At 30.9% G+C, this 14818-nt stretch carries 14 protein-coding genes and 1 tRNA gene; 5 read left to right on the forward strand and 10 right to left on the reverse strand.

Annotated elements, in window-relative coordinates; genetic code table 11:
* Nucleotides 1-204: 204 nt before the first annotated feature.
* Entirely contained in the window at nt 205-387 is a 183-nt protein-coding gene (locus tag PHV37_00965) for a hypothetical protein (protein MDD3236652.1), read from the reverse strand.
* 200 nt (nt 388-587) lie between these two features.
* On the opposite strand from PHV37_00965, the gene gyrA reads away from it, so the two are divergent.
* Nucleotides 588-3131 (forward strand): DNA gyrase subunit A, encoded by a 2544-nt coding sequence (gene gyrA / locus PHV37_00970; GenBank protein MDD3236653.1) that lies wholly within the window; start codon nt 588-590, stop codon nt 3129-3131.
* A gap of 82 nt (nt 3132-3213) precedes the next feature.
* On the forward strand, nt 3214-3594 hold the full coding sequence (locus PHV37_00975) for a VOC family protein (GenBank protein ID MDD3236654.1): 381 nt from the start codon (nt 3214-3216) through the stop codon (nt 3592-3594).
* An 18-nt stretch (nt 3595-3612) separates the two neighbouring features.
* Here the strand turns inward: PHV37_00975 and PHV37_00980 are convergent, their stop codons facing one another.
* Nucleotides 3613-4566, reverse strand: a complete 954-nt coding sequence (locus tag PHV37_00980; GenBank protein ID MDD3236655.1) for an LptA/OstA family protein — start codon at nt 4564-4566, stop codon at nt 3613-3615.
* Nucleotides 4563-5138: an LPS export ABC transporter periplasmic protein LptC gene (gene lptC, locus PHV37_00985; GenBank protein ID MDD3236656.1), complete on the reverse strand. Its 576-nt coding sequence runs from the start codon at nt 5136-5138 to the stop codon at nt 4563-4565. The genes PHV37_00980 and lptC overlap by 4 nt, the downstream gene beginning before the upstream one ends.
* 79 nt (nt 5139-5217) lie before the next feature.
* Here lptC and PHV37_00990 point away from each other — a divergent pair, with 79 nt between their 5' ends.
* Both PHV37_00990 and PHV37_00995 read left to right on the forward strand, forming a co-directional pair.
* Nucleotides 5218-6387 (forward strand): (Fe-S)-binding protein, encoded by a 1170-nt coding sequence (locus PHV37_00990; GenBank protein ID MDD3236657.1) that lies wholly within the window; start codon nt 5218-5220, stop codon nt 6385-6387.
* Nucleotides 6388-6449: 62 nt separating this feature from the next.
* Nucleotides 6450-6525 (forward strand) — tRNA-Phe (locus tag PHV37_00995).
* Nucleotides 6526-6667: 142 nt separating this feature from the next.
* On the opposite strand, the gene PHV37_01000 is transcribed toward PHV37_00995, so the two are convergent.
* From PHV37_01000 to PHV37_01010, 3 genes are all read right to left on the reverse strand, one after another.
* Complete coding sequence (locus PHV37_01000) at nt 6668-7414, reverse strand: hypothetical protein (protein MDD3236658.1); 747 nt, start codon at nt 7412-7414, stop codon at nt 6668-6670.
* Nucleotides 7411-9024: an RNA-directed DNA polymerase gene (locus PHV37_01005; protein ID MDD3236659.1), complete on the reverse strand. Its 1614-nt coding sequence runs from the start codon at nt 9022-9024 to the stop codon at nt 7411-7413. The genes PHV37_01000 and PHV37_01005 overlap by 4 nt, the downstream gene beginning before the upstream one ends.
* A gap of 226 nt (nt 9025-9250) precedes the next feature.
* On the reverse strand, nt 9251-9460 hold the full coding sequence (locus PHV37_01010; GenBank protein MDD3236660.1) for a helix-turn-helix transcriptional regulator: 210 nt from the start codon (nt 9458-9460) through the stop codon (nt 9251-9253).
* Between the two features lie 102 nt (nt 9461-9562).
* On the opposite strand from PHV37_01010, the gene PHV37_01015 reads away from it, so the two are divergent.
* Nucleotides 9563-9898 (forward strand): hypothetical protein, encoded by a 336-nt coding sequence (locus PHV37_01015; protein ID MDD3236661.1) that lies wholly within the window; start codon nt 9563-9565, stop codon nt 9896-9898.
* 380 nt (nt 9899-10278) lie between these two features.
* Here PHV37_01015 and PHV37_01020 read toward each other — a convergent pair whose 3' ends face one another.
* From PHV37_01020 to PHV37_01035, 4 genes are all read right to left on the reverse strand, one after another.
* Nucleotides 10279-11172 (reverse strand): tyrosine-type recombinase/integrase, encoded by an 894-nt coding sequence (locus PHV37_01020; GenBank protein MDD3236662.1) that lies wholly within the window; start codon nt 11170-11172, stop codon nt 10279-10281.
* 96 nt (nt 11173-11268) lie between these two features.
* The gene (locus PHV37_01025) at nt 11269-11439 is read right to left on the reverse strand and encodes a hypothetical protein (GenBank protein MDD3236663.1); all 171 of its coding nucleotides are present in this window, start codon (nt 11437-11439) and stop codon (nt 11269-11271) included.
* A gap of 112 nt (nt 11440-11551) precedes the next feature.
* Nucleotides 11552-14062 (reverse strand): hypothetical protein, encoded by a 2511-nt coding sequence (locus PHV37_01030; protein ID MDD3236664.1) that lies wholly within the window; start codon nt 14060-14062, stop codon nt 11552-11554.
* A gap of 132 nt (nt 14063-14194) precedes the next feature.
* A complete protein-coding gene (locus PHV37_01035) occupies nt 14195-14572 on the reverse strand; it encodes a hypothetical protein (GenBank protein ID MDD3236665.1) in 378 nt (125 codons plus the stop codon).
* Between the last annotated feature and the right edge of the window lie 246 nt (nt 14573-14818).

Genomic DNA, 14818 nt, shown 5'->3' on the forward strand with positions numbered 1-14818 from the left:
GGTGTTTTGCTAAAGTAGTTCGTAAAACATAGCTGAGGTGCTCTCAGCAACTTTCAAAACAACTCTTTGCTCCTCGATAAGCCGAGGAGCTTTTTTTACGCAAGAAAAAACCCAAGTTTTTTGCTCGGGCACTTTAGACTAAATAGGGGGATAGTTTTGGGGAAATCTAAAATTAATACTCCTGTGACTCCGTCATCTTCCGCGTTATCTGCGTACGATGTTTATAAAAGCTTTATTTGTTACCGCTACAAGTTGCATTGATTTCCAAAAATCTTCCGGTGATAATGAAGATTTGGATTCACCGACATTGTCTAGGTTTACGGTGACTTTTTCAGAGTAAAGTTCGGCAAGTTTTTTATCTAAATCGCTAACTGCTTGTGCTGCCATCTGTACCGTCCTTACATTCTGCTTACATATATATAAAGTATATACAAAGTATCTAATTTCAATCATGTCTTAATCTGTTACATTTGTTAATATTAACTTTTGTTATACCCATTTATTTAATAATAACAATACTTTACTTGCCCTCACTCCTTGTTATGGTACAATTATTAGTAAAGAGATTATTTAAAAGGGGTAGGATTTTGACTCAACAAGGTTTAGAATTCGGGGACGGTAAAATCGTTCCTATAAATATAAGAGAAGAAATGAAACGCTCTTACATCGATTATGCTATGTCTGTTATCGTTGGACGTGCTCTTCCTGATGTGAGAGATGGCTTGAAACCTGTTCATAGAAGGATTCTTTTCGCTATGAATGAACTTGGCATGACGCCTGATAAGCCTTTCAGAAAATGTGCCAGAATCGTCGGTGAAGTTTTGGGTAAATATCATCCTCATGGTGACTCCTCTGTTTACGAAGCTTTGGTTAGATTGGCCCAAGATTTTAATACTCGATACTTAGTAGTTGACGGGCATGGTAATTTCGGGTCTGTTGATGGCGATTCAGCAGCTGCCATGAGGTACACTGAAGCCAGAATGCATAAAATTACTCAATCTATGCTTGCTGATATTGATTGCGAAACTGTCAATTTCGGTCCTAACTTTGATGGCTCTTTGGAAGAACCACTTGTTTTGCCGGTTAGACTTCCTATGTTATTATTAAACGGAGTTTCTGGTATTGCGGTTGGTATGGCGACTAATATTCCTCCTCATAATTTATGCGAAATCGTTGACGGTACTATTGCTTTAATCGACAAACCTGATATGACGGTTGATGAAATGATTCATTATGTCAAAGGTCCTGATTTTCCGACAGCTGCAAGTATAATTGGGCTTTCCGGAATCAGACAAGCTTATTCTACAGGTCGTGGGTCAATTAAAATGTCTGCGGTTTCTCAATTTGAAGAAATCCCGGGAGGTAACGGTAGACAAGCAAGAACGGCTATTGTCATTACGGAAATCCCTTACCAAGTAAATAAAGCGGTCTTAATCGAGAAAGTCGCTGAATTGGTTAGAGATAAACGTATTGAGGGCATTTCTGATATTCGTGATGAATCTGACCGTGACGGTATGCGTATCGTTATCGAATTGAAACGTGATGCAAAACCTGAAGTCGTTAAAAATAATTTGTTTAAACATACTCAGCTCGTTACAACATTTGGTGTTAATATGCTTGCTCTTGTCGGGCAACAACCTCGATTGATGAATTTGGTCGAAGTATTGAGCGAATTTGTTGAACACAGAGTTGAAATCATTACAAGAAGAACTGTTTTCTTCCTTAAAAAAGCTAAAATGCGTGCCCATATTTTGGCAGGTTTATTAATCGCTTTAGGTTCTTTAGATGAAGTTATCGATTTGATTAAAAAATCTAAGACGACTGAAATCGCTCGTAACGGTTTGATGCAAAGATTTGGACTTGATACTGATCAAGCTAATGCAATTCTTGAAATGCAATTAAGACGGTTAACTGGTTTAGAACAAGATAAAATCAAGGCTGAATATGATGAGTTGAAAAAGAAAATTGCTGAATATGAATCTATTTTGGCTGATAGACAAAAAGTTCTTAATATTATTAAAACTGAATTGCTTGAAGATAAAGAAAAATACGGTGATGAAAGAAAAACTCAAATTCTTCCTGAAATGGACGAAATGACTATTGAGGATTTGACTCCAAATGTTCCGATGGCTGTATTTATTACCAGCCAAGGTTATATTAAACGTATTGCTCTTGATACATTTGAACGTCAAAACCGTGCTACAAGAGGAAAAGGCGGAATTAAAACAAAAGAAGACGATGATGTCGGACACTTCTTTACTGCAATGATGCATGATAAAGTTCTATTCTTCTCAAGCAAAGGTACAGTCTACAGCTTGAATGTTTACGACTTCCCTGAAGGGTCTCGTCAGGCTAAAGGATTGCCTATTATAAATGTTTTGCCACTTGAACAAGATGAGCAAATTACGGCTGTTATTCCTGTCAATTCTGCTTCTAAAGATTCTCACTTGATTATGTTGACTAGAAAAGGCTATATAAAACGTATCGCCAGAGAAAATTTCGAAAATATAAGAAGAAACGGAATTATTGCTATCGGATTAGAAGACGGTGACACTTTGGGTTGGGTAAAACAAGCCAGCAATGATGATGAGGTTATTATCGGTACAAGCTGCGGTATGGCTATCAGGTTCCCTGTCAATGATTTGCGACCTTTAGGACGTAGTGCAAGAGGCGTAAACTCTATGAAACTTAGAAGCGGCGATACTATAATCGGTGCTGATATTGTTCCTAAAGATTACGACGCTGACTTGCTGGTTATTACTTCTGATGGCTTCGGTAAACGTTCTAAACTTTCTGAATTTAGAGCTCAAAACAGAGGCGGTATCGGGTTAATTGCTACTAAGTTTAAAACAACGGCTTCAAGACTTGTGGCTCTTACAATCGTTGATGAAGCTCACGAAATTATGGTTGTTTCTTCAAATGGCATTGTTTCTCGTATCAAGGCTGGCGATATTTCCCTCCAAGGCAGACCTGCTACAGGCGTAAAAATTCAAAATCTAATGGATGGCGATACTGTTATGGCTGTTAATAAAATAGTTATGCCGGAGGAAGACCCTTCTGTTGCAACTGCTGAAGAAGATGTAGTGCTTGAGGACAATTCACAACAGACAAAATTAACTGATATTGAGTAATATAAATTTATTAACTTAAGGGAGATTCTATACTGAGTCTCCTTTTTTGTTATAATAAAAAAAATATTGAAATGAGGTTATTATGAAATTTTTACACGCCATGATTAGAGTTAATGATATTAAAAAATCACTTGATTTTTATATGAAAGTTTTAGGATTAAAGCCTGTTAGCGAGTTGAGGCTAGATGATTGCACGTTATATTATTTGCAAAATGAAGAAGGGCAAGTTCAGTTAGAGCTTACTCATAACGATACTATTCCCGAAAAAGGATATCAAAACGGAAATGCCTTTGGACATTTTGCTTTTGAAACAGAGTCTATGGACGAATTTTCTAAAAGGCTTCAAAAATATGGCTTAAAATATACCTGCAAACCTTTTATGTTGGGTGTGATTAAATCTCAAATCGCCTTTTTAAAAGATCCTGATGGCAATGAGATAGAAATTATAGAAAAAGTTAAATAAAAAGGTTTTATTCAGATGCTATTCTTCAGCACTTTGAACATTTGGAATGTAGGTTCTTACATTCCCTTCTGCTGAAAAGTTTTTAGGCTCCATAGTCAATTGAATTCTGTCTGCTTCAATTGTTCTTCCTTCTTGCTCTATTTTTGAACGTCCGACAAAGACTACTTCGTTAAGTTTATTTGTCTTTTTATCAGGGAATACAGAAGCTTTTGGGCCAGTTGCAGTGTATTCTTTATATTTTATTATTGTATGACCGCTTGCAACCATGATATTTGATTTTTTGTTATACATTTGAAAATTTGACCAAACTTTTATTTTTGACTTTTCATCGTTATTTATGTCCGTGAATACATTACCTGTTGCGGTAGCTTCTTCTCTTACGGCATCATAGTTAATTCTATGAGCTGTAATCTTGTTATCTTTTTGTTTTACAGAAGCATTTCCTATTAATTGTATTCGTTTAATGTCGTTGTTTTTTGTAACGTCGACAATTCCTGTTTCGCCAAAAGCTTGTGTGTCTTTATAGTAAACTATTACGCCGCCGGTTGCTTTTACAGAATTAGTTTTATCATTATATTCTTGTATATCAGCTGTAACGATAATTGTTGGCTTTTGATTTTCTGTAATAGTTGATTGAGCGTTGCCTTTTGCTGTTATAGTTTTATTTAATAATGACATTTCAATAATTTGAGCTTTAACTTCTTGTTTCTTTTTGCCCTTTACCTGATAAGAGTAAGCGTTGTCTAAAAAGTTGACAGTTTTTGCTTTTTTGGTTTCTGAGTCAATATCAACTTCTGCTCTAGGGCTGAACAAATGAATATCGCCAAATTTTACTTTTACGCCACCTTCTAAAAATATTTTGTGGGCTTGTTCGCTAAAGTTTTGTTTTTCAGATTCAATCGTCAAATCTGTAGCAAATGCAAATCCTATTGTTGAAAATAAAATGCATAGTAATATTATTATTTTTTTCATAGTTCTAATTTTCCTTTAGAATATATTTCAGTTCTTGTTTTACCTAATATTTTAAAATTTGATAAATCATTTGATAATACGGCTTCGTTTCCATAAAGCACAGCTTGAGAAGGCTTTTCGAGCCTGATTTTTCCGGTGGCTTTAATGTCTGAATCTTTACCTTCCCAAACAATCTGGTTCGCTTTTACATTTGAACCGTCTTTATACACAATTAATGTATCGCTATAAAGAACTATGTGTTTGTTTGTTGCGTTGTAGGTTCCTTGTGAAGACTTGAAACTTGCTACAACTTTATTCTCTTTGTAAAAATTTCCAATAATATTGTTTAGGTATGCAACATTGTTTTTATTGTCATAATGACCTGTATCGGCATATAGTTCCCATAATTTTTGCCCGTCTTTTGTTTCAGTTACCAATAAATTATCAATATTGACTTCTTTTTGAGCAAAATCGTCTTTGAGCATTTTAGCTTTGAAATTTTTTGTGATAATTCCTGCTGAAATAAATGCCCAAAGGCACGCAATAAAAATTACCAAAAATGTTATGATGTAGCCGATATTTCTTTTTTTCATAAGTTCTCACTCTTATAAGAATTTTATCATAAAATTTGCTTTTGATAAATTATTACTATTTTTGATGGATAATTATATTATGAAAAAATTAATTGATTATAAAGACGACCTTATAAAATGTTCGAAATGCGGACTTTGTCAGGCTGTATGTCCTATATATCAGCAAACAAAAAAAGAAAATCTTTTGACTCGAGGTAAGTTTACAATACTAAATGGGATTGCGGATTGTAAACTCAATTTTAATGAACAAACTGCAAAAGATTTAGATTTGTGTTTGAATTGCGATGCTTGTCAAAAATACTGCCCAAGTGATATTGATGCAAGGAAAATATTTGTTGCTGCAAAAACTGATTTCTACAAAGAAAAATTTTTAACCTCCTATTTTTATTTTAAGCTTAAAATGATGTTCTTCAGCTTTTTAGCTAATATATACAGGCTTTTGCGTTTTGATAAATTGGTTGATTTGTTATTATCAAAAAGTATTAAATTTCCTTTTAATAAATATTTTTCTATTGCAAATTGTATTTTTTCAAATAAATGTCAAAAAAACAAATCATTTCAAAGCGACTCAAAAAAAATAGCATATTTCGAGGGCTGTTTTGCAAAATATATAAATAAATCTACAGAAAATTCGACGATAAATATTTTACAAAAAGCGGGCTATGAGGTTTCGGTTATAAAATCTGAATGTTGTTCAATTTCGCTTTTTTATGCAGGAAATTATGATGAATATAAAAAAAATGCGATTAAAATTGTTAATTCAATTCCCGAAAATATAGATTTTATTGTGAGTGATTGCGACAGTTGTATAGCGGCTCTAAAAGATTATGAAAATAATATTGACGAAATTAATGGTTTTTCAAAAAAAATTATATCTATAACAGACTTTATCCGTATGGAAAATATTGGACAAAGTATAAACTTTTTAACTTCTGAAAAAGTTACCTATCACAAACCTTGTCACAGCTTAAGCGATACAAAAAGTTTATTAAAACAAATACTTGGCTCAAAATTTGTCCCAATTGAAGATATGTGTTGCGGTTTTGCAGGTGATTTTGGGCTTAAACATATGTCTATATCTAGAGAAATAGCCAAAACAAAAGCCATAGATATTGATAATTCTAATGCAGACATAGTTGTGACCTCTTGTCCGGCATGTGTTTTGGGACTATCTCAAGCAAATTTGTTTTCTGAAAAAAACTGGAAAGTAGTTACTATTAGTGAGTTTATGGATAAAAGATGCAAATAGAATAAAAAAATATTGACTAAAAGTTTTTATAAGATATGATATTTATACACTCAAATACGCAAGCCGCGTTAGCTCAGTTGGTAGAGCAAGGGACTGAAAATCCCTGTGTCCTTGGTTCGATTCCGAGACGCGGCACCATTTAAAAAGACTCCTTGATGGAGTCTTTTTTGTTGGAATTGTTGATTCTTAACGATTTACGTTTGACGTGCTAGGGGCAATTTTGTGTGCAAAGAATTTGCTTGCTTTTTAAGCGTGTGTAAATTTGGTGTAATTATGTTAATTATTTTGATTTATCGTAATCGGAAACATAATTAATTATTTCTTCAAATAATTCAATATCATTTTTACCACTAACAAGCAAACATAAATCTTGTACATCCATTAAAAAATATTGGCCTATTTTGGGATTATAATAAGCAACTTGTTTTATTGTATATTGTTTTGACTTGTAATTTAATGCACAATATATTAATAGTTGCCTTAAATCAATAGCTCTTAAATTTTTATTCGGACATTTTTGTGTTGAAGAAATTGTTGATTTAATTTCGTATAAAACATTTTTAATTAAAATATCACCATAACAATCATCCAATATACCACAACCTTTAAATTTTGGATTAAATATCTTTGTGTCGTTTCTATGCTTTATTATTAGCATTTTTTCAATATTTTCGCTTAGTGAAAATATTTCTTCAAGTTCAATATTAGATGGAGTTTCGATACTTGTTCTATCTCTTTTAACAAATAATTTGAGTTGATTTTGTGTTAAATCTATTGCTTTAGTGTACGTTGATATATTTTTCTTTAAATCCTTTATAGATATTTTGTTTTTTTGAGCACATTTTGAAATATTAAAAGCACAATGATTTATCAGTGATCTTCTTTCTGGTGCATATTCGCTGATGACAATGGGCGTAAATGTCTTGCTATAAATGCAATTTATGTTTTTAACTGCATTATTTGATAAAGGTAAAATTGCTTTCCATAAAGAAGTATGATATTTTGCAAATTGTTTTTCATTTATCATAAATTTATTTCCCAATTTTTGTTATCACTTTTTTTCTTAGCTCCCCATTTTTTCCACAATGTCTCTATGGAATTAAAATTATTTTTATTATGTTCTCGCCAGTGTTTTCCCTCATCACCTATAAAAAAACTTGCAATTATAAAAGTCCTTTTTTCCCATACCGTTAAGTATGCATAGTTATTCTTTATATTAATGAGCCAATGCCGAGCTTCCCATTTAGCCATAATTAATATAATTTCTTTTTTTACAATCATTGATTCCACTTTTTTATATAACTCCGTTAGAAATTGTTGATTTGCAGAAGTTTTATTTTGAGCGATTATTTTAAGTGAAAAACACATATTTAATGGGATTTTAAATATGTAACTATGTTTTATATTATTTTTTAACGCATTAATAACTTTTTCTTTTGTATCATCAGTTAATTCATTATATAAATCAGACATTAATATTAATACATGAGGCATTACCGGATATAAAACTTTGAAATTTATAGGATTTATTAATGTAAGAATTGCATCATTTTTTATTGAAGGACTAAGTACTTTTATGGATCTTAATGTTTTTTTCATAAGTGCCGAATGTATGCGAGTTTTACTTAACTCATTTAACAAAATACCCATAATATCAATTTTAGATATTTCTTTTTTTAATTTTTCATAATCCTCTTCTGCCGTTTGAGAATATGGATCATATCTGAGATTTGCTGTTAATAATACTTTTTTCTGATCTTTAATCCGTTTTGATTCTTCTTCGTCATCTGTTATATAAAAATGTTGATAAGAAGAAATAAAGTCAGCAGCAGAAATAATTTTTGTTTTTGATTTTTGCAAAGGTAACCCTTCATTTGTTATTAAACAATCTGACAACAATATTAATTTTTCATATATTTCCTCTTCAGAATTACCAAATAAATAATAATCATCTACAAAACGACAAAAATCAATGTCGTTATCATTTAAAATTTGATCTGTATTATTTAAACAAATTTCTGCAAGTATTCTTGAAGCTTGTCCACCTATTGGCAATCCGTACGATTTACTATTTGAGAACACGCTTAATAGTTTTATTATATTATTTTTTATATCCTTATGTTCTGTTGCGTAGTCTAGCGCATTTTCCAATTTGTGATGATATACTCTAGAATAAAAATCAGCAATATCTGTGCTCAAAACGAATTTATATTTTTTAGCTTTTTTAATAGCTTCTTTTAAAAATGAATTATATCCATATTTTTCATCAAAAATTTTATTAGTATTTTTATTGTATTTGATTCTATACGAAAAAACCTTATTTAATTTTTTATCTAATCTGGCTTTTTCAATATCTTTACTCAATGATAATACTAATCCCAATAAATAAGCATTCCATATTGGATCGATCTGCGTTGCAATTCTAAAACCGGTATAGCTTGATGGTGCTAATGTATTTTCGTTAATAGGTGGAATTTCAGCTAGTTTAGAATCGAAATTAGTATGTATTTCTTCCAATAATTTCAATGATTCCTCTTTTAAATCGAAAAAAATATTTTTTTCGATTGTGTATGGAAAAATGTCCGTATCTCCATATCTTGCGATATTGTCTAAAGCTTGTTTAAAATATTTTTGCATTTAAACTCTCCAACATAATTTAACAATTTTAATTATAATCTAAAAAAATACTTATATCCCATCCCCTTCGCTATACGATTAAATCGTTACAGTTGAAAGGGAAAAACTATGAATGAATTTATTGAAGCGACTTGTGAAGATTTGAAAGATTCGATTGATGACATTTTAAAGGAATTCACAAAATTAAAGTCAAGCTGAATCTTTATACGGAAGATGACATCAAAGATTAATTAAAAAGTTCTTTTATATCTATTTCAAGAGCTTTGGCAATATCAAACAATGTACCGGCAGGGGTGTTTACCTCTGCTCTTTCAATCATGCCAACATAATTTCTGCATTTCCCTATTTTTTCAGCAAACTTTTCTTGCGAAAGCCCTTTTGACTTTCTCAAAAATTTAATATTCAAACCTAACTTTTTTAAATCTCGTTTGCTCATTGTACATATTTTCTTTTTTAAGTTATAATTTTTCTACCAAGTGAGATTAGTCAAAATATCTTAAAAGTATTTTTGTATCGAATTAAATAGGAGATATAAAATATGACAAGTAAGATTGTGCAAAAGTTCCTAAAATGTTTGATAGTATTACTTTTAATGCAAGGGCAAACGACCTTTGCATATAATTGCGAAACTTGTTTAGATACAGGAAGAAAGGCTGTGGCGCCATCTGTTATACTTCCAGCTCCATATTATCCTGTGCCATATCCTCAATCTAATTACACCCCAACTGCAAATTACTCAACATATCAACCGCCAAATGCATCAAGTGCAAGCCAAATGCAACTTTATAACTTAAACAACAATTTGAACAATGTAAATCATAATTTAGAAGTCATTAAAAATATGAATATGAAGCAAAATTACAGGAGATATTAAGAATGACAAAAGGCTTCACACCCTATTATTTTGGAGATAAAAATCCTGACAATTTAATTTTAATACAAAAGTTGCCACAACTTTTAGAAGAACAATCACGACAAGAAAAAATTGAAAGTTTTATAACGGTAATATGCTTTATATTGTTAATCGTGCTATGTATTTTTGTTTATAATCATAGAGATAAAATACAACATTTTTTTGAAAAATTATTTTTAAAATTAAAAATGTATTATTGTTCTTTAAGTAGGGTTGAAAAATTATTAACAGTTTTAATAGGTATGATTTTCGTTTTAATTTTGATAATTTGCGCATACTTTTTTAGAATTTATTAAATTTACACTCTCGGATAAAATTATTTAATTTTAAAATGCAATAGTTTATATGGCCTTTAAATTACTCTCGCAACCTGTTTTATAAGAATTTTCAAGCACATCCATAGCTTGTTTTACATGGGCTCCGCTTTGATGAGAGTATCTTATAACCATTTGAATTGTTTTATGTCCTGAAATTCTCTGTATAGTTCTTAAATCAACTCCCGCTTCTGCAAGCCTTGTTATTGCGGTATGCCTTAAAGTATGTCTTACAACAACTTTTGAGTCAAGCCCTGCTTCTTCAACAACTGCTCTAAAGGCTTTATCAATCCATTTTAAATGCCCTGATTTTGCATTTTTTGATGGGAATAAATACGGCTGCGAACTGTCAACCATAGGAATATAATCTCTTAAAAAATTTGCAACCTCTTTTGTCATCATTTGCGTTCTTGCTCCTGCTTTTGCGTGTGGAATGTATATCACTCTTTCTGCAATATTAATGTTTTTAAGCTCGCTTGATAAAATTTCGCTTCTTCGCATTGATGTTCCAAGTGCAATTAAAATAAATGGGTAAATATATTGATTGGAATATCTGGAAGCTATATCCAAAATTCTATTGCATTCTTCCGGCGAGAGGGCAAAATTTCTTGCGTTATCTTCTCTGAATTTTTTAATTTTACAATTTTTATGAGGAATCAAGCCCCAGTCCTCAAGCGAATTTAACATATGTGAAAGCGTTTGAATTTCTCTGTTTATTGTTGATTTTGAAATATCTGTTTTTGACCTTTCGCTTTTGTATTTTTCAATGTCAAAAGTTGAGATTTTGCTCACAATATAATTTTTGAAAAACGGCACAAGGTACATTCTTAATTGTTGTTCTTTCTTTGTAATTGATTTACCGCCTGTTTCTTTTAAGCCTTTAATGTATTTTTCGCTTGCCTCTTTAAACTTTAACGGCACTTTTCTTGCGTGCGGAAGATTTAACCTGTCGCATTTTGCATCATTTTTAAGTTGAGAAATTATTTCTTCAACCTTGCTTTTTGTTGTTCCGTCTGATTAAAAGCCCGCGACTCTGTGAATTCTTTTTCCGTTTACACAAATATTAACTGAAAATTTGCCGTCATTATTTTTTGTTTTTTCATAAACAATTCCGTTTTCAACAATCATTTTGCCGTATTCAAGTTTTGAACAATTTGCTTTTGTAAGTTTTTCATATTTTATGCTCATTTTTGCCTTCTTCCTTTTTACCCTTAAACTCGCCTATAATAAAGTACAAGGGGGATTTTGTACACTATTTTTTTAAAAGGGGCAGAGTAAACCACCCCATTTAATATGATTTTTAATAATTAGGTTCTACAATGTTTTTTATGCCGATTTTAAGCCCGATTTTTCTTTGACCGTTTTTTAGTTTTCCATATTTTAAATTAGGGAAAAACTTTTTGAATCTTTCTGTAATTGCAGTTTTATCCGTTATCGGTTTATCGAATTTATTTTGGCTAATAACCCTTGCACAAGTGTCGTCAACACCAAGTTCCATAATGTCTTGATTTTTAGAAAAAGCACAATAATCAAGCATAAGTTCTGTTTCGGTTATACCTTCTTCAAGTTCGCATTCTTCAATTTCACTATCTTCAATATATCTTTGAATGTGCGAGCTTGCGTATTGCATAGCAGATAAACCGTCTTCAACAGGCGAATAATTAATGCCTTCTTTTAGTAAATTATTGAATTCTTTTATTAAGCGATTTAAAAATGAAGGCAAAATTTCCTTGCATATAAATTCTTCATCTTCTTTTAATCTCGGATCTGCTTTTTCTTGACCTGGTTTTGGATTTGATGAAAATATCGTTTCGAACTTAATGAGTGCAAATCTGCTTAAAACAGCTTCAATATTAGATGAGAGGTAGGGTATTGTATTTAAGTTGAAAATGCCTATTGCCTTAGGCTTTATATAAAAAGGTTTTTGATATTTTTCTTCAACTTTCATTGAATCGCCTGTTGCAAAATTAATTAAATTTTTACATTCATCTAATGCAATAACAGAACTTTCCGAAGCCCAATTAACTTTACTTACAGCAAGCCCAGCAAGTGTAAACTCTCTGCTTTTATCTGCACTTTTAAATGCTTGCAAAGGGATTGATGTTATTCCGTTACCTGCATATAATTGCCTAATCCATTCATTGACGGTGTCTTTTCCGTTACTACCATCACCCAAGAGTAAAAGAATTCTTACCATCCTTGAAAATCTTTTGCGGACTTCACTTAAATCAAATGATGAAGCGAGAACCCTGAACAAAATCGCTTGTTTTTCTTTGCTCAACATTTTGTTCATAACTTCATCAAAATATTTACTTGAAACCTGCGGATTGTATTCAAAATTAGAGTAATATGTAAAATACAATTCAGGACTATGGGGCATTAATTCAAATACAGCCTCTTTATTTTCATTATAGGAAATTTTCAAATACCCGTTTTTAGTATTTATGCCAGGCGGATTTATAAGCTCTTCGCTTATTCGAGTTTTTCTTAAAATATAGGAATGTGCTTCATTTACATAATTTGGTTTTGCAAATTTAAATTCACCCTTATTATCTTGCCATTTATCAAAAAAATGCGTTAATTGCGTTATTACATAATTTTCTTCAAGTTCTTTATAATAATTTCCATTATATTTGTACAATGTATTTCCGACCGTTATATAACCAAGACCGCTATTTAAAAATTCTTTTAAGGCAATATGTCCTGCAATTTTTTCAGATTTTTTTATCTTGATTTTATAACCTCTTTTGCTTGCTTCCCAAAGTAAAGTTTTAAAAGTGATGAGTCGTATTGTAGAATTTTGTTTTCTTGCGTTTTTTATTAATGCCCTTAAATGTTTACCTTTATTTTTTATATCGGGCGACCATTTATCAATGATATTGTAAACTTCTTCATCATCTTTAATTACAGAAGCAATAGCCCAAACGATATTTCGCCAATATTCATAGCCCGGGTCTTGTTCGATATAGGATAACATTTCTTCTATTTTTTCTTTCGTATAAATGTTTTTGTCAAAATCATTTTCTTTGTCGCTATCATTTTTGCTATCTTTGTTAATATAACTTTGTCTTCCGCTTTCTATAAGTTCTGAGATAATTTCTTTAGGAATAAATTTTTCAAAAACTTCCGGGTTTGAACCCTTTGAGTCATAAAAAAGACGACTGCAATCAGAACAAGCAGAATCAGCTTGAGGAAATATTTTCAATAATCCTCTTATTGCGTTTTCGTAGGCTTCTTGATTTTTTATTGGCAGTTCAATTTCAAAAATAACTCTAAAACGGTTATTTTCTTCTGTGTGGCTGGGCGTTTTATAAATTATTGTTGCATATTTTTTAATAAAATTATTTTCGTATGCCTCTTTTAATGAATAGCCATTGTCAAAATCCAGAACGAGTACCTCAGACGAAATAAAAATTTTCTTATTTCTTGTTTTGTTTTGTTGGCATTTTGCCCAAAAAGCAAAACCTTCATTAATTGCATTTGCCAACTTTTGAGCGGTGCCATTTTGATTAACAAAACATTTGTTATTGTTTCCGGTAATGGGTGTCTTGTTAATCATTTTTTTGTTAATTGAATATTCAATTTTTTTCATTTTTTGTATTACATTCTGACTCGTTGAAGTCTGCTTGCCATATTCCAAGAGCCAAGAGTCTAAATCCTCCTTAAAATAGAATATGCGCCCTCTTTTGATATAAGGCGGACCTTTTCCAAAATATCGCCATTGAGCAAGAGCTTTTTCCTTAACTCCTAAATACAATGCCGTATTTTTTACATCTAATCTGTTGTCAGGATAAATTTGTAAGTTTTGCATGTCTTGTTACCTCCAAATATTATTTGACAACAAAACCTAAAATCCACATACCGTAAGTTTTTCGACATATTTTCGGCAAAAAAGCGACTAATTTTATTAGTCGCTTTAAATTGAATGTGAATTTTCCATATTTTATGAAAAAAGGCCTATATCATTATTTATCTTATTTCCATAGCCACTTTTATTTACAATTAAATCAAAATCAGCAAATTGCCTAAACTTTTTATTTATCCGTTCTTTAATTTTATCAACACTTTTAGCGGCTATGCCTACAACTTCTGCAATATCAGAACTTTTTGTATATTTATTTTTTTTCGAATTTTTAATAACAATTTTTAAATAATTAATTTCGTGTTTTGTAAAATTAATTATTGTTTCTTTATATCTACAAGTTTCATTTTCTTCATTAAGATAAAAATCATAAATATCAGGTTCCCACCCCATAAACTCTTCATAATCTTGAGGGATTGTGCTTATAAAATTTATTTTATTTTTAGAATTATTTTCCATTCAAACATTATAACATGCGGACATACAGACATATATAAATAAAAAATAAATTTTAATTTTAAAAAAAAATATATATTTTTTATTTTATTTTTAAATTTTTTAACTAATGCCTGTCTGCATGTCCATATGTCTCATAAAACTCTTATTTTTATTAATATTTTTTGTTTCAATGATTTTAAACTTTGAAAAAATTTACAAAAAATCAAAATTACACATTGCAATTTTGAGGCTAGGGCTAGGTTCAAG

The sequence above is a fragment of the Candidatus Gastranaerophilales bacterium genome, assembly GCA_028693235.1.
GTDB lineage: Bacteria > Cyanobacteriota > Vampirovibrionia > Gastranaerophilales > Gastranaerophilaceae > JAQUVW01.